19 protein-coding genes and 1 pseudogene are annotated in these 18,045 nt (G+C 65.2%); 10 read left to right on the top strand and 10 right to left on the bottom strand.

What is annotated here, in order from left to right; genetic code table 11:
- Both ACPEES_RS04415 and ACPEES_RS04410 read right to left on the bottom strand, forming a co-directional pair.
- Nucleotides 1-176: transposase zinc-binding domain-containing protein (locus ACPEES_RS04415; protein ID WP_435101440.1), on the bottom strand; the 176-nt coding region annotated here is incomplete at its 3' end.
- Between the two features lie 222 nt (nucleotides 177-398).
- Nucleotides 399-1,637: a Glu/Leu/Phe/Val family dehydrogenase gene (locus ACPEES_RS04410; protein WP_435101432.1), complete on the bottom strand. Its 1,239-nt coding sequence runs from the start codon at nucleotides 1,635-1,637 to the stop codon at nucleotides 399-401.
- Nucleotides 1,638-2,268: 631 nt separating this feature from the next.
- Between ACPEES_RS04410 and ACPEES_RS04405 the strand changes: the two genes are divergently transcribed.
- Both ACPEES_RS04405 and ACPEES_RS04400 read left to right on the top strand, forming a co-directional pair.
- Complete coding sequence (locus tag ACPEES_RS04405) at nucleotides 2,269-3,012, top strand: SDR family oxidoreductase (protein WP_435101430.1); 744 nt, start codon at nucleotides 2,269-2,271, stop codon at nucleotides 3,010-3,012.
- A 3-nt stretch (nucleotides 3,013-3,015) separates the two neighbouring features.
- Entirely contained in the window at nucleotides 3,016-4,056 is a 1,041-nt protein-coding gene (locus ACPEES_RS04400; RefSeq protein WP_435101428.1) for an NADP-dependent oxidoreductase, read from the top strand.
- A gap of 53 nt (nucleotides 4,057-4,109) precedes the next feature.
- Here the strand turns inward: ACPEES_RS04400 and ACPEES_RS04395 are convergent, their stop codons facing one another.
- A complete protein-coding gene (locus ACPEES_RS04395) occupies nucleotides 4,110-4,808 on the bottom strand; it encodes a TetR/AcrR family transcriptional regulator (protein WP_435101426.1) in 699 nt (232 codons plus the stop codon).
- 140 nt (nucleotides 4,809-4,948) lie between these two features.
- On the opposite strand from ACPEES_RS04395, the pseudogene ACPEES_RS04390 reads away from it, so the two are divergent.
- From ACPEES_RS04390 to ACPEES_RS04375, 4 genes and pseudogenes are all read left to right on the top strand, one after another.
- Nucleotides 4,949-5,053 (top strand): annotated as a pseudogene (locus ACPEES_RS04390) (hypothetical protein); the annotation flags it as partial.
- Between the two features lie 40 nt (nucleotides 5,054-5,093).
- Nucleotides 5,094-5,660 (top strand): helix-turn-helix transcriptional regulator, encoded by a 567-nt coding sequence (locus ACPEES_RS04385; protein ID WP_435101424.1) that lies wholly within the window; start codon nucleotides 5,094-5,096, stop codon nucleotides 5,658-5,660.
- Nucleotides 5,661-5,757: 97 nt separating this feature from the next.
- Nucleotides 5,758-6,156, top strand: coding sequence for a VOC family protein (locus ACPEES_RS04380; RefSeq protein WP_435101422.1), 399 nt, complete (start codon nucleotides 5,758-5,760; stop codon nucleotides 6,154-6,156).
- Between the two features lie 73 nt (nucleotides 6,157-6,229).
- Nucleotides 6,230-7,864, top strand: coding sequence for an acyl-CoA synthetase (locus ACPEES_RS04375; protein WP_435101420.1), 1,635 nt, complete (start codon nucleotides 6,230-6,232; stop codon nucleotides 7,862-7,864).
- 52 nt (nucleotides 7,865-7,916) lie between these two features.
- On the opposite strand, the gene ACPEES_RS04370 is transcribed toward ACPEES_RS04375, so the two are convergent.
- Nucleotides 7,917-9,113: a diguanylate cyclase gene (locus tag ACPEES_RS04370; RefSeq protein ID WP_435101418.1), complete on the bottom strand. Its 1,197-nt coding sequence runs from the start codon at nucleotides 9,111-9,113 to the stop codon at nucleotides 7,917-7,919.
- A 306-nt stretch (nucleotides 9,114-9,419) separates the two neighbouring features.
- Between ACPEES_RS04370 and ACPEES_RS04365 the strand changes: the two genes are divergently transcribed.
- Both ACPEES_RS04365 and ACPEES_RS04360 read left to right on the top strand, forming a co-directional pair.
- Entirely contained in the window at nucleotides 9,420-10,646 is a 1,227-nt protein-coding gene (locus ACPEES_RS04365; protein ID WP_435101416.1) for an ATP-grasp domain-containing protein, read from the top strand.
- A gap of 121 nt (nucleotides 10,647-10,767) precedes the next feature.
- Entirely contained in the window at nucleotides 10,768-12,753 is a 1,986-nt protein-coding gene (locus tag ACPEES_RS04360) for a hypothetical protein (RefSeq protein WP_435101414.1), read from the top strand.
- A 211-nt stretch (nucleotides 12,754-12,964) separates the two neighbouring features.
- Here the strand turns inward: ACPEES_RS04360 and azu are convergent, their stop codons facing one another.
- Entirely contained in the window at nucleotides 12,965-13,417 is a 453-nt protein-coding gene (gene azu / locus ACPEES_RS04355) for an azurin (RefSeq protein ID WP_435101412.1), read from the bottom strand.
- Nucleotides 13,418-14,206: 789 nt separating this feature from the next.
- Here azu and ACPEES_RS04350 point away from each other — a divergent pair.
- A complete protein-coding gene (locus tag ACPEES_RS04350) occupies nucleotides 14,207-14,668 on the top strand; it encodes a hypothetical protein (protein WP_435101410.1) in 462 nt (153 codons plus the stop codon).
- On the opposite strand, the gene ACPEES_RS04345 is transcribed toward ACPEES_RS04350, so the two are convergent.
- The 3 genes from ACPEES_RS04345 to ACPEES_RS04335 form a co-directional block, all read right to left on the bottom strand.
- A complete protein-coding gene (locus ACPEES_RS04345; protein WP_435101408.1) occupies nucleotides 14,659-15,330 on the bottom strand; it encodes a hypothetical protein in 672 nt (223 codons plus the stop codon). The two genes, ACPEES_RS04350 and ACPEES_RS04345, sit on opposite strands and share 10 nt — an antisense overlap.
- 154 nt (nucleotides 15,331-15,484) lie before the next feature.
- The gene (locus ACPEES_RS04340) at nucleotides 15,485-15,910 is read right to left on the bottom strand and encodes an OsmC family protein (RefSeq protein WP_435101406.1); all 426 of its coding nucleotides are present in this window, start codon (nucleotides 15,908-15,910) and stop codon (nucleotides 15,485-15,487) included.
- A 26-nt stretch (nucleotides 15,911-15,936) separates the two neighbouring features.
- A complete protein-coding gene (locus ACPEES_RS04335) occupies nucleotides 15,937-16,164 on the bottom strand; it encodes a rubredoxin (protein WP_435101404.1) in 228 nt (75 codons plus the stop codon).
- A gap of 497 nt (nucleotides 16,165-16,661) precedes the next feature.
- Here ACPEES_RS04335 and ACPEES_RS04330 point away from each other — a divergent pair, with 497 nt between their 5' ends.
- On the top strand, nucleotides 16,662-17,258 hold the full coding sequence (locus ACPEES_RS04330) for a hypothetical protein (RefSeq protein WP_435101402.1): 597 nt from the start codon (nucleotides 16,662-16,664) through the stop codon (nucleotides 17,256-17,258).
- 32 nt (nucleotides 17,259-17,290) lie between these two features.
- On the opposite strand, the gene ACPEES_RS04325 is transcribed toward ACPEES_RS04330, so the two are convergent.
- Both ACPEES_RS04325 and ACPEES_RS04320 read right to left on the bottom strand, forming a co-directional pair.
- Nucleotides 17,291-17,431 (bottom strand): hypothetical protein, encoded by a 141-nt coding sequence (locus tag ACPEES_RS04325; protein ID WP_435101400.1) that lies wholly within the window; start codon nucleotides 17,429-17,431, stop codon nucleotides 17,291-17,293.
- On the bottom strand, nucleotides 17,389-17,652 hold the full coding sequence (locus ACPEES_RS04320; protein ID WP_435101438.1) for a hypothetical protein: 264 nt from the start codon (nucleotides 17,650-17,652) through the stop codon (nucleotides 17,389-17,391). Before ACPEES_RS04320 ends, ACPEES_RS04325 begins: the two co-directional genes overlap by 43 nt.
- Nucleotides 17,653-18,045: the final 393 nt, after the last annotated feature.

The raw sequence follows: 18,045 nt of genomic DNA, 5'->3' as shown, positions 1-18,045 counted from the left end.
TGCGTGCGCACAAAATGCCCGTCAGGACAGCGCTGTTCGTGGCCACCCATCGCGTCGGTGCGGCAGGCGACAATCGCGTGCCCGGCGCGTTGTTGCGGTGCGGACAGTTTGCCGCTGCGTCGCACTTCATCGAAATGGTGCACGAACACCTCCTGGATCGTCGGCTTCCCTGCCATTGCCTGCCTCCTGTTGCGGCGCGCACCGCAGCGTTTGTAACATCTCCATCGGCAAACAATTGCCGATCACGTCAAAGCTTCCTTCCTGCCGCGCAGCGGCTTTGTGCAACAGTAATTAGGCGGACGAAGTCCGTGTCATAACACGGACGCCGTCCGGATAACACGCATCCTGACCCTGCCTTGTAACGTCTCCACAATCACCTCCACCGCCCTCGCATCGCGCTACAGCCAGCCCCGCGCGTGCACGGCTTCTTCGATGCGTCGGAGGGCGTTGACCCATGCGCCGAGGCGGACGGATTCCACGCCCAGATTAGCCGCGGTGTGCAGGGCTTCCCGGTAGCTACGGAGTAAGCGTGTGCGGCGCAGATCGTCGATCGTGTCCGCGTCCCAGTAGTTGTCATAGAGGTCCTGGCTGCGCTCCATCTGGCAGACGTGCACGCTGCCGCTGTTGGCGATGACGTCGGGCACCACGGTCACGCCGTGCTGGAGGAGGATTTCCTCGGCCTCGATCGTGGTGGGGGCGTTGGCCGCTTCCACCAGCAAACGCGCTTTGACACGCAGTGCGTTCTCCCGGTGTATCACGCCCTGGATCGCGGCGGGAACGAGTACGGTGCATGCCGTTTCCAGCAGTTCGGCGTTGGTGATCCGGTCGGCGCCGGGGAAGCCGGCGACGGTCCCGGCATCCGCCGCAAACGTTCGGAGGGCGGGGACGTTCAGACCTCCATCGTTGCGGATACCGCCGCCACTATCGGAGACGGCGATCACCCGGCAACCGGCCTCATAGAACATCGTCGCCGCCACTGAGCCGACCTGGCCGAAGCCCTGGATGGCCACGGTGGTATCGAGCATGGCCATCCCCAGGTCGTCGGCCGCCTTTGCGAACGCGTCGAATACGCCGCGGCCGGTGGCTTCCTCGCCGCCAAGAGAGCCCCCGAGGATCGCGGGCTTGTCGTTGATCGCCGCGGGGCAGTGATATCCGGTGATCTGTTCGTACTCGTCGAGCATCCAGGCCATCGCCCGCGCATCGGTGCCAATGTCGGCACCGGGTACGTCGTAGGCGGGTCCGGCCGGGCGCAGGCAGCGGACATAGGCGCGGCACAGGCTCTCGAACTCGCGGCTGCTGAGCACGTTCGGATCGGCGACGACGCCGCCCTTGCCACCGCCGGCGGGGATGTGTCCGGCGGCGTGCTTGATCGTCATGAGCAGGCCCAGTGCGGTGACCTCGTCGATGTCGATATCGGGGGAAACCCGTGTGCCATCCCGCGACGGCCCGAGGGCATCGCTGTAGCGCACACGGTAGGCGTCGAAGACCTGGCGGCTGCCGTCGTCCATCTTCAGCGGGATTCGGAACGCCAGCACCCGTGAAGGGCCCGCCATGAGGTCCATGACGGCCGCGTCGATCTCGCCGAGCTCGCCGGCGGCCCGGAGCATGCGGTAGACCTGATCGAGAAAGTCGTACATGTCTCGCTCTCCGCGATCCGCCCCTGTCGCGAGCTTGTCGCGTCGTGAGGCCAGCTCAGCGGGTGGATTCGCGACAGGAAGGAGCCGGCGCGGCGTAGCCGCTACCGCCGAAAAGCTCGCCGATGAACTCCCCTGCGCTGCCCTTCGACCGACCGCTTGAACATACTAATCCGATCATAGGTCATGCCACATGTCAGCGAGGCTGTCGGGCGTTCTCGCAAGGCGCGAGGCGCGTGGTGTAGCAATCGCTACATGAGCGACGAGCAACGCCGCGAGAGCGCCCGACAGCCTCGCCCGAAGGGAGCGCTTGTGCGATTCGGCTGCGGCGTTGCGCTCACTCGACGTGAGCCTTGCCACGCCTTCGCTCGCGCGCCTAGCAGCCGATTCGCACAAGCGCTCTGACACGTGGCATGACCTATGATCGGATTAGTAACCAAAAGGTAGTAAGCGCGCGGATGGTCCACAACCGAATCCCAGTGGGCGCATTCACCGTGTCTCCCCACGCGGGACAGCGCTCGACACCTCGCCGGAGAGCGCGTCCGCACCGTTCATTCAGCGCCCGGGCTTGAATATTCTTGTGGCGGCCTCATATAACTGACCGCTGGTCATTTAAGTTACAGGAGGCAAGCCCATGACCGTCAGCACGTCACATTCCCCGGTCGTCGCCATCACCGGCGCGAGCAGCGGCATCGGCGCCGCGACCGTGCGCCGACTCGTCGCCGACGGTGCCCGCGTGATGATGGGGGCGCGGCGGGAGGACCGCCTCGCCGAGATTGCCGAGGAGATTCGGCGCACCGGCGGCGAGGCCGACTACCGCGTGACCGACGTGACCGACCGCGGCCAGGTTCGCGAGCTGATCGCCGCAGCCGTGGAGCGTTTCGGCCGGGTGGATGCCGTCGTCGCGAACGCCGGGTTGATGCCGCTCTCACCACTTGCCGCCCGCAAGGTCGACGAGTGGGAGCGCATGGTGGATGTGAACATCAAGGGAGTGCTCTACTGCATCGACGCCGCCCTGCCCCACTTCGAGGAACAAGGCAACGGCCACTTCATCACGCTGTCTTCGGTGGCCGGGCACAAGGTCATGCCGGCGGGCGCCGTCTACAGTGGGACGAAGTACGCCGTGCGCGCCATCGCCGAGGGATTGCGCCAGGAAAGCGGTCCGGGCATACGAAGCACCATTCTCTCGCCTGGCGCGATCGACACCGAGCTGCCCGAGCACATCTCCGATCCCGGGATCGCCCAGCGGGCTCGGGAGCTCTATCAGGCGGCCATATCCCCGGAAAGCGTCGCCAACGCCATCGGCTACGCCGTTTCCCAACCGCCGGAAGTGGACATCAACGAAATCGTCATCCGCCCCACGGCTCAGGAGATCTAAGCCATGCCATCATCGCGGACGAATCGCCGTATTGTTCTCGCCGGGCGCCCCCAAGGGCGCCCGGACGCTTCCCATTTTCGCCTGGAAACCGACGCCGCGCCGGTTCCCGGAGCGGGCGAGATGCTGCTGCGTACGCTCTATCTCTCCCTCGACCCGTACCTGCGAGGGCGCATGGATGACGGCCCCTCCTACGTGGAGCCCGTGGCCGTCGACGATGTCATGGGCGGCGGTACGGTCGCCGAGGTCGTCAGTTCGAACCTGGCGGACTTCTCACCGGGTGACCGCGTGCTCTGCGCCAACGGCTGGCAGACGTACGCGCTCTCCGACGGCACCGGCGTGCACAAGCTGCCCGCTGACCTGGAACCGCCGTCGCTAGCACTAGGTGTGCTCGGCATGCCCGGCTTCACGGCCTGGACCGGCCTGCGATTGCTGGGTGAGCCAACCGACGGGGAAACCGTGGTCGTGGCTGCCGCATCCGGCGCTGTCGGCTCGGTCGTGGGGCAGATCGCCCGGCTGCGTGGAGCGCGCGTCGTTGGCATCGCCGGCGGTGACGAGAAATGCCGCTACGTCGTGGACGAGTTGGGCTTCGATGCCTGTCTCGACCATCACGCGGCCGACTTCGCCGAGCGACTCGCCGACGCCTGTCCGCACGGCATCGATGTGTACTTCGAAAATGTCGGCGGGGCTGTGCAGCGCGCCGTGCTGCCGTTACTCAACGAGCATGCGCGAATCCCGCTTTGCGGGCTCATCGCACACTACAACGATGCCGGGCTGCCCGACGGCCCCGACCGCAGTCCGCTGATCTGGCGTCACATTCTGGTCAAGCGGCTGAAGGTGCAAGGCTTCATCATCATGGACCACCAGCACGAGTTCCCGGTCTTCCAGCGGGAGATGTCCCAATGGCTCGCCGACGGCCGAATCCGCTACCGCGAGGACGTGGTGGACGGTCTCGAGCAGGCGCCGGACGCCTTCCTGCGCATGCTCGAAGGCGGCAACTTCGGCAAGCTCGTGGTCAAAGTCGCCGAGCCGCACTCACAGCAGTAGCGTCGAGCCGGTGTTCTGGAGGAACACAAGCGCCAGAACACCGGCCCTTCACGCTAAACGGTGGAGCCGCAAGCATCGCCACTTCCGACATCCGCGAGCCAGCCCCTGATAGTGTGCGACAGGCACCGGCGGAAAAGCGGATCGAACGCCATTCGCAGCGGCGCCATTTCCGGAGCGTCGTAGACCAAGGCGAGCGCGGGTGAGTTGCCCGCATTGTGATGGGCACCGATAAGCACGACGTAGACTTCCCGCACCAGCTCGCGGGCGGCGTACGCCTCGGAAATGCCGAGCAGTCGGCACAGCGCCGGCGCCATGGCATCAATATCGTCGAGCAGCTGCCGTTTGGATGCCAGCAGCGCCTCGGCCGGCACGTTGGGTTCCAGGGTGACGTGAAGAATGGCGTTGAGCCGGGCGTGTAGCGGCACGCGATGGCAAGCGTTGGCAAAGGCATCGACGACCTCGGAAACCGGCTCGCGCCCCGGCGCGACATCCAGCGCTTGGCGGGCATGCGCGCACCAATTTGACGAGACACGGTCGTACAGCGCCAGAAACAACGCTTCCTTGGTCTCGAAGTACAGATACACCGTGCCCTTGGCCACACCGGCAGCACGAGCGACTTCGGCAACGTTCACAGCCTCGTAGCCAGTGCTTTCCAGATACAGCGTCTCGGCCGCCTGCAATATCTGCTCGCGCCGCGCCCGTTTCTGTGTCTCGGTTCGCGCGCGCGTGCGTTTGAAGTTGCGTTCGTTCATGACGACCTCCGACAACCGCCCCACCCGGCACCGCAGCGGACTACACCATGGCAGACACCAGCCGGCAACCGCCCCGCCGCATCCGGCACTTGGTCTAGACTGTCCCCAGCGCTCCCCTCCACGACAAGGACGAGTTCGCAATGACTGAGCGGATGGTCACGCCAGGCGGATACCTCGCGCCGTTCGTGCGCTGTATCTGGTACACGGATGAGTATGACCCTCGCTCGTCGATGGAGCGGATTCTCCCCACAGGCCACTCGGCGCTCGTCATCAACCTGGACGGGGATGCCTTCCATACTTGCGACGAGCACAGCGGCCACCGGCGCCGCGGACGCCCTGCTGGGTCTACCAGCGACGACCCTGACGGCCACGGACGCTGCGCTCGGGGATATCGTGGACGAGGACACAGGCGCGTGGACCCAGGCCCTGCGGCACGTTACCGGCGTGGACGCGCGGATCCGGCTGCTCGAGGCTCTGCTCACGCGCCGCCTCGCTGCCGGGGTGCAACCTGCACCCATGGTGACGGCCGCCGTCGCGGCATGGGACGCATACCACGGCCGCCCGTCGGTAGCGGACATGGTCGAACGCACGGGCTATAGCCGCCGCCGGTTCACCGATCTTTTCCGCGACGCTGTGGGTATCCCGCCGAAAACCTACGCGCGCTTGCGGCGTTTCCAGCATGCGATCGGGTGCATTCGCGAGAGCGACGGGATTGGCTGGCCCGAGCTCGCGCTGGCTTGCGGCTACTGCGACCAGGCCCATCTAATCCAGGAGTTCCGCGAGTTCGCGGGCGTTACCCCGGCGGCGTATGCCGCGGCCCGGCTGCCGGAGCGCAATCACATACCGACATGAGCACGCCCGGTGGCAGGGGTTGCCGATTTTTCCAATACGAGCATAGCGGCCACCGCTAACGTAACGGCCCGACCCACACACACACCGGAGACCGGGAATGACTCGTGACTATGCCCCCGAAGGCCAGCAGAGTGTCGCCGCCTATCTGCTCGTCGCAGACGCCACCGCGGCAATCGCATTCCTCGAGCGGGTATTCGACGCCCAGCTCGTCCGCCGCCTGACCGGCGGCAAAGGGGGCGTGCACGCCGAAGTGCTCATCGACGATACCGTGATCATGCTCGGCGAACCTCCCATGGCCACACGGGCACAGCCGGCCGAGATCCACGTGTACGTACCCGATTGCTACGCCACGTATGGCCGCGCCCTGGAAGCCGGCGCGAGCGCCGATACCGAACCCTCGGCCCAACCCTATGGCGACCGCCGCGGCAGCTTCATCGACCCGAGCGGCCACCGCTGGTGGGTCGCGACCCACGACGGCACAGCCGGACCGGATTGACGGGGCCTCCACAGAGCGCCGCCGGTATTCCATACTCCTCCCGGCGCAGGGACGCCAACGGGAGGAGACGAACATGCTCGCGAGAGCCAACGACTACGACACGCTGTTCGGCCGGTTTCGCTGGCGGATACCGGCGCGCTACAACATCGGCGTCGACATCGTCGATCGCCACGCCGGCGACCCGGACCGGCTCGCGCTGGTCTACGATCATGGCTGCGGCGACCCCGAGCGCTATACCTTCGCGCACATCGCCGCGCGATCCAACCGGCTCGCCAATGCCCTGCGCACCCTCGGTGTGGAGCGCGGCGACCGTATCGGCATTCTGCTACCGCAACGGCCGGAGACCGCAATCGCCCACGTCGCCGCCTACAAGCTCGGGGCCATCGCCCTGCCGCTTTTCACGCTCTTCGGCCCCGACGCGCTGGAGTACCGCCTCGCCGACAGCGGAGCCCGAGTGCTGATCACCGACCACGCGAGCCTGCACAAGATCGCCGCCGTACGGGACAAGCTGCCCGCCCTGGAGCAGGTGATCAGCGTCGACGGCCCGGGCGATGCCGGCACGCTGGGCTACGCCGATCTCACCGAGCGCGCGAGTGACCGGTTCGAGGCGGTCGCCACAGCAGCCGACGACCCCGCGCTCATCATCTATACGTCGGGAACCACCGGCAATCCGAAAGGCGCTCTGCACGCTCATCGCGTCCTGCTCGGACACCTCCCCGGCGTGGAGCTGCCCCACGATTTCTTCCCGCAGCCGGGCGACCTCTTCTGGACCCCTGCGGACTGGGCGTGGATCGGCGGACTCATCGACGTCCTGCTTCCCGCCTGGCACCACGGCGTGCCGGTGCTCGCCCATCGGGCGGCGAAGTTCGATCCGGAAGAAGCCTTTGACCTCATCGCCCGCCACCATGTCCGCAATGCCTTTCTGCCGCCAACGGCGTTGAAGCTCATGCGCCAGGTGGAGGCGCCCCGCGAACGGTTCGATCTGCGCATGCGCAGCATCGGCAGCGGTGGCGAGACCCTCGGCGAAGGGTTGCTGCAATGGGGCCGGGAGACGTTCGGTCTCGACATCAACGAGTTCTACGGGCAGACCGAGTGCAACCTGGTCGTGGCCAACTGCGCCTCGCTGATGCCAGTGCGCCCCGGCGCCATGGGACGAGCCGTCCCCGGCCACCAGGTGGCGGTCATCGACGAGGCCGGCAACCCCGTCGCCGCCGGTAGCGACGGTGAAATCGCCGTGCACCACCCCGATCCGGTGATGTTCCTCGGTTACTGGAACAACCAGGCCGCGACGCAGGAGAAGTTCACCGGTGACTGGCTGCGCACCGGTGACATGGGGCGGATGGACGCCGACGGCTATCTCTGGCACCTGGGGCGCATGGATGATGTCATCACCAGCGGCGGCTACCGGATCGGTCCGGCAGAGGTGGAAGACTGTCTGCTCAAGCATCCGGCGGTGGCCATGGCAGCGGTGATCGGCAGCCCGGACCCGGTGCGCACGGAGGTGGTGAAGGCGTTCATCGTCACGGCACAGGGAGCTCCCCGCCCTGATGATGCGCTCGCGCGCGAGATTCAGGCGTTCGTGCGCGACCGCCTGGCCGCGCATGAGTATCCCAGGGCGGTGGAGTTCGTCGACGAGCTCCCACTGACCACAACCGGCAAGGTGATGCGCCGTGTATTGCGCGACCGGGAGCTCGCGCGGAAAGGATAGCAAGGAAACGCTGACAAGCGGCATGTGGTGTTGGCCACACCTAATGATCGGATTAGTAATAGTCGAGCGACTGACGGCCGCGCCGGCGCACCTCGGCCCCGAGGCCCGACGCGGTTCGGTTACGTCCACTGCCTTTGGCCGAATAGAGTGCCCCGTCGGCGGCTTCCACCAGGTCATCCAGTGTCACCCGATGCCCATCGGGGCTGGCGGTGGCAATTCCCACACTGACGGTCACCGCCACCGACGCCCCGGCGGCTCCCGGCGTCTCGATGGGACCGGCCGACACGTGTCGGCGAATGCGCTCGGCAACACGCTCGGCCATCTCGGCGTCCGTATCGGGCAGCAAGAGCACGAACTCCTCGCCACCGTAGCGGGCCACCAGGTCGGAATGCCGGCTCATGCTTGCGATTCTATGCGCGAGAATGCGCAGGACCTGATCCCCGAAGGAATGGCCATAACGGTCGTTGATGGCCTTGAAGTGATCGGCATCGACGAACAGCACGCTCACCGGCACGCCGTCACGCCGCGCCCGGGACAACAGGCGACGACTCGTCATCAGGAACGACCGGCGGTTGCGCAGCCCGGTAAGCGCATCCGTGTCGGCGCTTCGTGCCAGATGGGCACGATGCCGGTAGAGCTGATCCACCAGGTACTCGACCCCGGCCAGGATAGTCACCACCGGAGGGAAAGCCATCCACATGTACGCGTTGTAGACACTGAGATCCAGGTGGGCACCGACGCCAGCGAGCCACCAGAGGTTGGGTAGCAATGCCAGCAGCGCCAGTAACAGCGCGTTGAATCGCAGGCTCTGGGCCTGTGCCATGAAAGGCACGAAGATGAAGAAGTAAAGAAATCCACCCACCCCGTATCTCGACCCGTCATCCAGACGGGCCAGCACTTCGATGAACGTGAGCTGCACGAATGCCGGCACCACCAGCAGACCAATACGGGCAGCCAACCCTGCCGGTGCGCGCCACATCACCACCGCCAGCGCCATGACGGAGACGGTCTGCAGCATTCGCAACCCGAAGGCATCGCCCATGTGTACCGGGTCGATGGCGTAATCCCACAACCAGGTATTCGCCACGAATACAGCCGTGATCACCGACGCGAACACCGAAAACCGACCGAAATCCACGGCCTTCGCCGCGCGGTGCTCCGTCGAGTGCACGGCTCGCAACCACGCGTACAACGCGCGCACCCCCTTGCCGGCGCGTTGCTGCCGGGCCCGGCGCCTGTACACGCGCATGTCCGTCCCCCGTTGGCCGGCCATCCGGAACGATGTCGGCCGTATATTTATGTGATTGAATTCACAGTTTAGTTTACACGGTACACACGCGATGACCAGTGCCCCAGTCAGTGGTCGGCCATGGTTCCGACTACCGGCATGCATGACCTTCATGGGTGCTGGGTTCGACCCGCCGCCGTCCCGTATTGCCGCAAGCCTAGGGCACCGGTAGCGCGGCACCGCACTGCTAGACTCAGTGGGTACATGCGCTGGTAGCGCCGCCTGGCGTGCAGCGCAAATACTCCCGGCAAGGAGAGGTGCATCGGCATGAGCGAGAAGAACCCGGACAAGGGATACATCGCGCTGCTCGGCTGGAGTCTGGGTGCCATCGACGCCATAGACCGTTTCGACAGACGCTACGTGGTGGTCGCGCCCGAGTGGGCACGTGAGTACGCCGAGCAGCACGACATACCGTTCATTTCCTGGGATTTCGAACGCCTCAACGATCGCTCCCTGGAGATCGCCGAACTGCTCAAGGACAAGGGCGTGGATGTCGCCATTCCCCTGTTCGAAGAGACCGTGGAATGGGCAGGCGCCATCAACGCCGTGCTCATGGACAATCCCCGCCTTCACGGCCAGGCAGTGCTGTTCCGCGACAAGGCGCTCATGAAACGCCGGGCCCAGCTCGGGGGCATTCGCGTGGGCATATTCGAAGAAGCGCACGACAAGGGCGACGTCATCCGCTTCTTGAAGCGCGTCAACCAGACCCTGCTCAAGCTCGACGGTGACCCCGACGACCCCATTCACCTGAAGGCCTTCGACAAGGCGGGGTGTCTCGGGCACCGCATGATTCGCACACCGGACGAGGTCGACAATATCCCCGAGGAGGAATTCCCGCTGCTCATGGAAAGCCACCTGGACGGCTGGGAGTTCGCTGTCGAGGCCTGGATATACAAGGGCAAGATTCGCTTCCTGAATATCTCGGAGTACGTCACTCTCGGCTACTCGGTGTTCGTGCCCGCCACCCCAGAGCTGGAGAGCTGGCGCAACCTGATCACCAAGGAGATCGAAAAGCTCATCAAGACCTTCGACATCGAGTTCGGCTTCATCCACCCGGAATACTTCGTGACCAGCGACGGCACCATGTACTTCGGCGAGGTGGCCTACCGACCGCCGGGCTTCAAGGTCTTCGAGCTGCTCGAGCGGGTATACGGCTTCAATGCGTACCAGGCCCTGGTGGTCTGCTTCGACCCGAAATCCACGGAAGAGGAAGTCGAAGCCTTCTTCCCCCGTGAGGTGGTGGACGCCAAGGGCTATGCGGGATCATTCGGCGTTTATCCGCGCCATCGTGTGGTCAGCCGTCTGGAGATTCCCGAAGAGACCGAAAACCACGAGTACTACGACTACCACGAGCTAACGCAACCGCTCGAGGAAATCGTCACCAAGCGAACCGCCTTCGGTACGCACTGGGGGTTGGTCTTCTTCTTCGGGGATGACCCCTATCGCATACGCGATTTGCTCAAACACCAGGAAGGGCTCGATTACTACGTCTGATCCCCACACGATGTCTGATCCCCGCACGACGTGACCGCCGCCACCCGGAGCTGGTGGCGGCGGCGTCGGCTGTGCTAATAAGGCGTTACGAATTCACTCGTGTGGCAGAGGACTGGCTGCGATGACGTCGACACCGCAAAACGCGGGGGGTGACGGCGAGAAGCGCAAACGCTTGTGTGACCAGCTCGATGCCCGCATCGAGCGCCTGGCGAATGCACGTTCTTTCGCGAAAGGCTCGCATACGGCGCCCCTTCTGGACGTAGCACGCCGGCTCATGCTGCTTCCCGACGGGATCGACCCCATTTATCAGCGCATCGGCGTCATCGAAGAAGCCGGTTTGTTCGCCGGCAGCGACTGGGCAACGCCGGAAGTGCTCCAGCCCGGTCTCACGGTCGAGACCCTGCGCACCGGCACGGGCGATACCGTGCTCATGGAGTGCCTCAGCGACATCCGGCTGCTGGCCGTCGCACTCGATGATCACCGCCATCCGAGCATTTCCAGCGAGGGCGCACAGCACTACCTCGCACAGGTGCTCGCCCTGAACCTCGATCTGCTTTACGCCTCCGGCGGCGAGGCCCAGCGTGCCCGACCGCAGGGGCTGGGCGAGATCGTACGCGGGTTGCTGGCGTTTCTGGTCGCGCATATCGGCTACGACAACATTCTCGACCGGCTCATCGAAGAAGTCTGGCGCATCCTCACGCAGCGCCCCGTCCGCGTGGACGTGGTGAAATCCATGATCACGCAGATCGCCGTCTGCGTGAACGACCCGACGCTGTCGCTCAACGGCGGCGGGCGCGGCGCCGACCGGCTGGTCAGCGCGCTCTTCGGCCCCACCCAGGCGAGCATGGACGATCCGGGGCTGGAGGCGTATCGCCAGCGCCTCGACGGACTCGACGCCACCGCCCGGCAGCAGGAAGCGAGCGGATTCGCCCGGGCGATGCACGACACCGGCCTGGTCTCCGCCTATCACGCGGTGTTTCTGCGGGACACGCGCCAGCGTGGTGATGACCTGGTACCCGCCGCCCTGGGCCTCAGCAGCACCGGCCGCGAGGCCCTGCTATGTTATCCCGAGCTGGTGGGCCGGCTCATCGATGAAGCGATCTACCCCGAGACGGCCCAGGCCGTCTACGGTCTCGCCATGCTGCTGGAGCGCGGAATCCTTTACGCCCAGCCGGTGGCGCCGGCGCTGTGGCGACAGCTAGGACTGCCCCTCGCCGACGAGGCCGCGCAGGCCATCGCGCGGGCGTGTGGCGACGCCCGCCCGCCCCGGGTTCACTTGCTCGCCGATGTGCTCAACGTGCTCGGCCTGCCTTTCGGCGTCGGTCAGGGGAACAATCCTACCTGCCAGTCCGCCCGCGCGATCTCCATGTGGGCCCACAACGATCCGGACTACCTGTTGCAGATGGTGGCCTGGGCAGCGCGTGACAACGAGATCGTGATGGCCTTCGAGGGTCAGATGATCTCTTCGCGCGCTCTCGGCGCCGGGCTCGCCCTACTGCCTCCGCGGGACGTGGATGCCGTCTCCGCCGTGCTGGTACCGCATCTCGACCGCGTCTATATCGAGATGGGCCGGCTGTGCCAGGGCCGGAACGACGATCCCCATCGCTGGATAAACCCGGAGTTCCACGGCTGGTGGGTCGGCCACGGCCTGAGCCTCGCCGTGAGTATCGACACGGGTAAGCTGTCGGATTACCAGGGATTCGTGCGCCACTTCTATGCGACGTACCACCCCTTATACAATGGCGGCCAGCCCATGATCCACCCACAGCCGGCCGGCCTGGCGGTCACCGACAGCGCCGCGCGCTTCGTCGGCTGGCACGCGATCTCCATCCTTCGCGTCGCGCTGGATCAGGACAACGCGATGCGCGTTTACTTCTTCAACCCCAACAACGACAGCGGTCAGGACCTGGGCAACGGCATCACCGTTTCCACCCATGGCTGCGGCGAGGTAGCCGGCGAGTCGTCATTGCCGTTCGCGGAGTTCGTCTCCCGGCTTTATCTCTTTCACTACGACCCGCTGGAACACGGCGACGCCGATGCCGTGCCCGCCGCCGAGGTTCAGACAGTTGAAGAGCTCGCCCGGATGAGCTGGGCTGCCAACCGCTAGCGGCTGAAGCAATGTTGCACGCATTGGTGCGATTGCGCAGGCCCGTGTAGTCGATGCCCACGGACAGACGGATCATACTGTCAGCGATGTCCCGAACCCGCCGATCCTGCGCCGACAGCCCCGCGTCGCTGATCATCGACGGTTGCGTGGCAAGGCCCTCGACACCACCGAAGACAGCGCCTGCGGCAGCGTCTGGCACGACACGCGTGCCTCACTCCACGATGGCGAGTGTACCGGTCATCGCCGCCGCGTGGCCGGGGAAAGAGCAAAAATACGTGTAGTCGCCCCCGGCTTCCAGCGCGGAGACGTCAAAGGTGACGGACGTCTGCTCGCCGCCGCCTATGAGGTCGGTCGCGGCGATGACGCGCTCGTCATCTGGCTTGATATAGTCCTGTTCGAGACCGGCCTCGGTGCCGGCGGTCACCACCGCCTGCTTGTCGGCGGTTTCCGTGAGCACCCAGTTGTGCCCCATCGCCCGAACGCCCAAGTTGCCGACGTGCTCGAGCGTCACGGTGAACGTCTCGCACGAGGCGCTCACCTCGATGCGGTCGGTGTCGTACTGCATGGCGTCATTGGCTTCGACGGTGATCTCGCAGTCCGCGGCGAACACCGCCGGGGTAGTCAGCAGCAAGCCCAGAGCGATAATGAGTCGACGGTAGACCATGGTGATTCTCCTGAGGTAGTGGTGGGATGACAATCGGGATGAGCTGTTCCGGGCACACGTCGATCATCTCGGGGGTGCCGCAAAGCAGGAAATGCGCCGGATCCGTTGCCGGCAGCACGAGGCGGCCGAACGGCCCTCAGACCTGCAAGATGCAGTAGCCGCTCGGAGAGCCAGCGCACTTCCGTGACCCGCATCGCCGCGGATTCCGTGCGGCTATCCAGCCCGCCGGCCTGACACACCGGCCACGCCGGACGTCGTCGGGCCCACGACCCCGGTTCGCGCGTTATCGCTCATACGACCTCCTGTGTGGCCGCATGCCCACACCCCGCGCCCGCGGGGGCCTCCGACTCGGCCTGTGTATACATCCAGTCGCAGAAATCCGAGGCAACGGCATCGATAACGCACGGTGCGCCGAGCAGGCAGGGGCAGACACGCGAACGAACGCACGAACGCCGCAGCGCACTGCTGACAGTCCGTATCCTGCTGGCAGTGGCACGCCGGGGCCACCTCGACAGCGGCATCGCGGAGCTCGGACAGTGGGATCGCCAGGATGTAACCGTCGGTGGGCATGCTGTCCCCCTACCGGATTAACATTTATTTTAAATAATACTTATAAATGATTCGTGTTTGCAAGCCTGTCTCCGACAGTCATTGGAAAACGCGCCGGCGCGCGCCTCGCCCAGCGGTTGCTCGGAACCGCTTTTCGCGAGCGCCACCCGATGTAGGCTTTGCGCTTGAGAAACCTATAACATGCTTCTTAATCGCAAATTCGAACAGAGAGCATCGTCCGTGAACGATATCGCCGTAGCTACCGTGCTCCATGTACTGGGCGTTGTCTGGTGGATCGGGGGTCTGGCGCTGATCACTACGGTCGTGCTACCGCAGCTGCGCCGGGATCCGGCCAACGCGCTGGAGAGCTTTCACGCCATCGAGCGTCGGTTCGCGCCGCAGGTGCGAACGGCGGTGCTGATCGTCGGCGCCTCTGGCGGCTGGCTGCTTTATCGCCTGCAGCTCTACCGCGTGCTCGACGAGCCAGGCTTGTGGTGGCTGCCGGCGATGATCGCGCTGTGGGCGTTGTTCTTTCTCATGCTATTCGTGCTCGGGCCAATCGGCGTGCTCCGCCGCATTATGTCCGGCCCGCTGGACCACGACGTGGCCAGCCGGCTCGCACGCATGCACTACCTGCACGCCGTGTTGCTGATCGTGGCGCTCGTTATCGTTGCGGGCGCGGTGGCGGGCAATCACGGCTGAGGCTGTCCGCCACCTGCCGACACCACCGCTGTGCCGCCGCCCGCGGCGAGCTCGGTGACACGAACAGTCTCCGGATCATCGGCATGTTCCAGCAGAAGACGGCACACGCGGTCCTGCCACGCCCCGGCGAAGACGACGAGCTCCTCGGTATCCGCATCCCCCTGAATGACGGCCATGAGGCGCTGCTGCTGCGCGACGTCCATGGGCACGGTGTGTGCGTTGAAGCCCACGGCAACGGCCGTTCCGGTGTCCAGTCGTTCGAAACGCACCACGCCTTCACCGATCTTTGGGTCCTCGGCGAAATCGAGCAGACCGTTGCGCGCGAACCTGCCGCCGAGGCCCTTGAAGCCGCCGTCCGCGGCCGCACCGGTCAGCAATGTGAGAACCTGGGCAATCACACCGGTCGTGCCATCGTTCTCCGGCGCCGGCATTTGCACGGCCACGCCGCCACGCTCGGGCAGGGTGTCCGGATAGAGTGCGGTCAGTGCAGCACGGCCGGTGAGAAACGCTCCGGCCACCGTGGGGCAGGAATGTCCGGTCAGACGCACGGCATCCGCGTAGCGATACTCCATGACGCCGTCAACGCTTGCGCCCAGAAGTTGCGCCAGTGGATCGCGTACCCGCACCGTCGGCGCTTCATCGAAGAAATCCGGAAAATGCATGCCCTGCCCCCCGATTCAGTCAACCCGCTGGAAACGGATGATGATTGCCCCGGGCCCGCGCTCACAACAGCTTGCGCTGACCCGCTCGCCAACGTAGTACTCGATATGCCGGAACCGGCGGTCGATGCCGCGGGCACCGACTCGCCCCCCGCAATCACGCTTCCAGATGGGCGTCCAGCGTGATTTCGGCGTTGAACAGCTTCGACACCGGACAGCCCGCCTTGGCGTTATTCGCCGCCGTCTCGAAGACCTCGCGGTCGACACCGGGCACACGGGCGTGAACGTCCAGGTGAACCGCCGTGATGGTGAAGCCGTCGTCGCTCGGCTCGATGGTCACCGTCGCCGTGGTATCGATGCGCTCGGGCGTGATTTGCGATTCGCCGAGCACCAGCGACAATGCCATCGAGTAGCAGCCGGCGTGCGCGGCCGCGAGCAGCTCCTCGGGATTGGTGCCGGTGCCCTGCTCGAAACGAGTGCCGAACGAGTACTGAGCATTGGCGATCACACCGCTTTCGCTGGAGATCGTGCCGCTACCGTCCTTGAGACCGCCCTGCCAGACTGCTGCTGCATTACGTTTCATGTTGCCTCCTTGTGTCGGCTGTCGAATCAGCCCTCGAGCTTCTCGAAGGCGTCCCTGGTCTCCCCGCACTCGGGGCAGAGGAATGCCTCGGGCACGTCCTGCCAGCGGGTGCCGGGCGGAATTCCCGCCTCCGGCAGCCCTTCGGCCTCGTCGTAGATCCAGCCGCAGACCGTGCACATATACTGCGCGTACGGCTCATGCACTACGTTGTCTACCCCGGCGGGGATATCTTGCTGGGGTGTATTCGTCTCCATCCCGCTTACCTCGCTCGAACGCGATCATTGGCAGACGATTCGATCGACGCCGGCGGCAGTGACGCCAGGTAGCGCTTCAGATAGCAGTATGAGCCGATGAGGCGCACCCGGAAGAGCTTCTCGCTGGCAGGCGCCGAGCGCCTTTATCACCGCACGGCGGTACCCGGCGCAGGTGCGTCGCGCGAATGCCCGCGCCGCGGCGGCGCCACGTGTGCTCGCGAGAAACGCGATGCGGCCCTGCTCCAGTTTGGTGCTCTGTGCGATCACCTCCCCGATATCCATACGCCACCCCCGCGCTGCACGCATGCATCAGTGTCGGCACTCGCCGATCAGGTGTCATACTGCTTATATAAATAGTTATAAGATGCATTACCGTTAATGGCTACTGTGCAGCTCGAACTCAAGGGTTCGCCAAGCCGGCGATCGGCTCAGCTTGACTTTAAGATGCATTTTAAATACTTCTTATGGAAAAGCAACCACGCCTCTGGAGGAACATCATGTCGACCGCCATCTACGACTTCCGCACGGGCCTCAGTCATCTCGACCAACTGCTCGACGTGCTGCGTCGCCAGCTCATTGCTTTCGAACAGGGGCGAACCCCCGACATGCTCCTGATGCATGACATCATCGACTGCCTGAACCGCTACACCACTGTCAGCGAACAGGGTTGGGAGGGAGAGTTGCTGGATGACCTGGCGCGAGCCGATTACCGCTTCGGGCCCGCGCGTGTCGTACTCACCACCGAGCATGACACGCTGACCCAACTGGGCACGCACTGCCTGGCGGTAGTGGAGGACATCATCGCCGGCGCGGTCATCACACGCCCGGAGCTAGCAACTCCCGTGCGGCACTACATTCGGTTGTTGCGCACACACTTGCGGCGCGAGCGCGCTTATCTGCGCGGCCATCGTGCCGCGAGTAGTGGCCTGCCAGCACGCCGCCACCGGCCACTGCGCCGGCAACAACCGGTCGAAGCGTTCGCCGATCTGCAAGACCGCATCCGGCAGGCCCGGGCAACGCGACAGCGCGATACGACCGGCACGCCGGTGTGCGCGGCGTGTGCCATCGACACCGCGGATGCGACGCCGCGGTAGACGCCGATTACCCACTGGCCTGTTCGGCCGGCTCAAGTGGCGACCACCGCGAGCAGCCAGCCGCCGTTAATGCCCTCCTCGAGCGTCGGCTTGTGCTCCTTGACCGCGAACAGCGTGAAGATGGTGTAGGTCAGTACGAGCCACAGCGTGCCCGCGACGACCCACAGCGCCACGGCCGCGTAATACGCCTGCGCGAGTACCACGAGCTGACTGCCGAGCACGCCGGTACTCGCCACCCAGGTGAAATACCCGGGCCCAGGCCATGGTGGAGCATGTCGCCGAAGAAGCGGCCCGGAAACCAGAGCAGACGCAGGCCGTGCAGCAGCCACAAAGCGATATACACCAGCCCGTTGAGATACAGCAGCACGCGGGCCGGCGCCGGCCACCCCAGCATGTCCGCGGCGATGGAGATGATGCCGGTGGCCATCACCATCGCGAAGTACGCCGGCGAGAGCTCGCGGGTGACATCCCTGAGAAAGGCGACGGAGCACAGCCTGGCGGTCATCAGATACTGCGCGAATACCGGGCGCTGACATTGCCGGACGCGAGGTAGCGATCGAATACGGCGGCGACGTTGCGCCGGTCAGCGCGCCGTCCACCTCCAGGGCCGCCAGTGCGCTTAGCTCGTCAGCGAAGTATCGCTCGGCGTCAACCCCGTGGTACTCACCGATCGCCTCGAGCGACTGGTCATCCAGATAGGTCGGCGCGCCGCCGCCGGAGTGCAACTGCTGGAGCTCGCTGTCCGAGTCGAAAAGCGCCAGTAGCGCGGCGTCGCATCTTTCGTCCA

Source organism: Arhodomonas sp. AD133, assembly GCF_051195215.1.
Taxonomy (GTDB): Bacteria; Pseudomonadota; Gammaproteobacteria; order Nitrococcales; family Nitrococcaceae; genus Arhodomonas.
The sequence above is the reverse complement of the archived record's forward strand: the minus strand, read 5'-3'. Positions and strand labels throughout refer to the sequence as shown.

Bases quoted from the DNA above. Each gene is read 5' to 3' on its own strand.
- ACPEES_RS04410 (WP_435101432.1), bottom strand. From the start codon at position 1,637: ATGTACGACTTTCTCGATCAGGTCTACCGCATGCTCCGGGCCGCCGGC.
- ACPEES_RS04405 (WP_435101430.1), top strand. From the start codon at position 2,269: ATGACCGTCAGCACGTCACATTCCCCGGTCGTCGCCATCACCGGCGCG.
- ACPEES_RS04400 (WP_435101428.1), top strand. From the start codon at position 3,016: ATGCCATCATCGCGGACGAATCGCCGTATTGTTCTCGCCGGGCGCCCC.
- ACPEES_RS04395 (WP_435101426.1), bottom strand. From the start codon at position 4,808: ATGAACGAACGCAACTTCAAACGCACGCGCGCGCGAACCGAGACACAG.
- ACPEES_RS04385 (WP_435101424.1), top strand. From the start codon at position 5,094: ATGCCTTCCATACTTGCGACGAGCACAGCGGCCACCGGCGCCGCGGAC.
- ACPEES_RS04380 (WP_435101422.1), top strand. From the start codon at position 5,758: ATGACTCGTGACTATGCCCCCGAAGGCCAGCAGAGTGTCGCCGCCTAT.
- ACPEES_RS04375 (WP_435101420.1), top strand. From the start codon at position 6,230: ATGCTCGCGAGAGCCAACGACTACGACACGCTGTTCGGCCGGTTTCGC.
- ACPEES_RS04370 (WP_435101418.1), bottom strand. From the start codon at position 9,113: ATGCGCGTGTACAGGCGCCGGGCCCGGCAGCAACGCGCCGGCAAGGGG.
- ACPEES_RS04365 (WP_435101416.1), top strand. From the start codon at position 9,420: ATGAGCGAGAAGAACCCGGACAAGGGATACATCGCGCTGCTCGGCTGG.
- ACPEES_RS04360 (WP_435101414.1), top strand. From the start codon at position 10,768: ATGACGTCGACACCGCAAAACGCGGGGGGTGACGGCGAGAAGCGCAAA.
- azu (WP_435101412.1), bottom strand. From the start codon at position 13,417: ATGGTCTACCGTCGACTCATTATCGCTCTGGGCTTGCTGCTGACTACC.
- ACPEES_RS04345 (WP_435101408.1), bottom strand. From the start codon at position 15,330: ATGCATTTTCCGGATTTCTTCGATGAAGCGCCGACGGTGCGGGTACGC.
- ACPEES_RS04340 (WP_435101406.1), bottom strand. From the start codon at position 15,910: ATGAAACGTAATGCAGCAGCAGTCTGGCAGGGCGGTCTCAAGGACGGT.
- ACPEES_RS04335 (WP_435101404.1), bottom strand. From the start codon at position 16,164: ATGGAGACGAATACACCCCAGCAAGATATCCCCGCCGGGGTAGACAAC.
- ACPEES_RS04330 (WP_435101402.1), top strand. From the start codon at position 16,662: ATGTCGACCGCCATCTACGACTTCCGCACGGGCCTCAGTCATCTCGAC.
- ACPEES_RS04320 (WP_435101438.1), bottom strand. From the start codon at position 17,652: ATGCTGGGGTGGCCGGCGCCGGCCCGCGTGCTGCTGTATCTCAACGGG.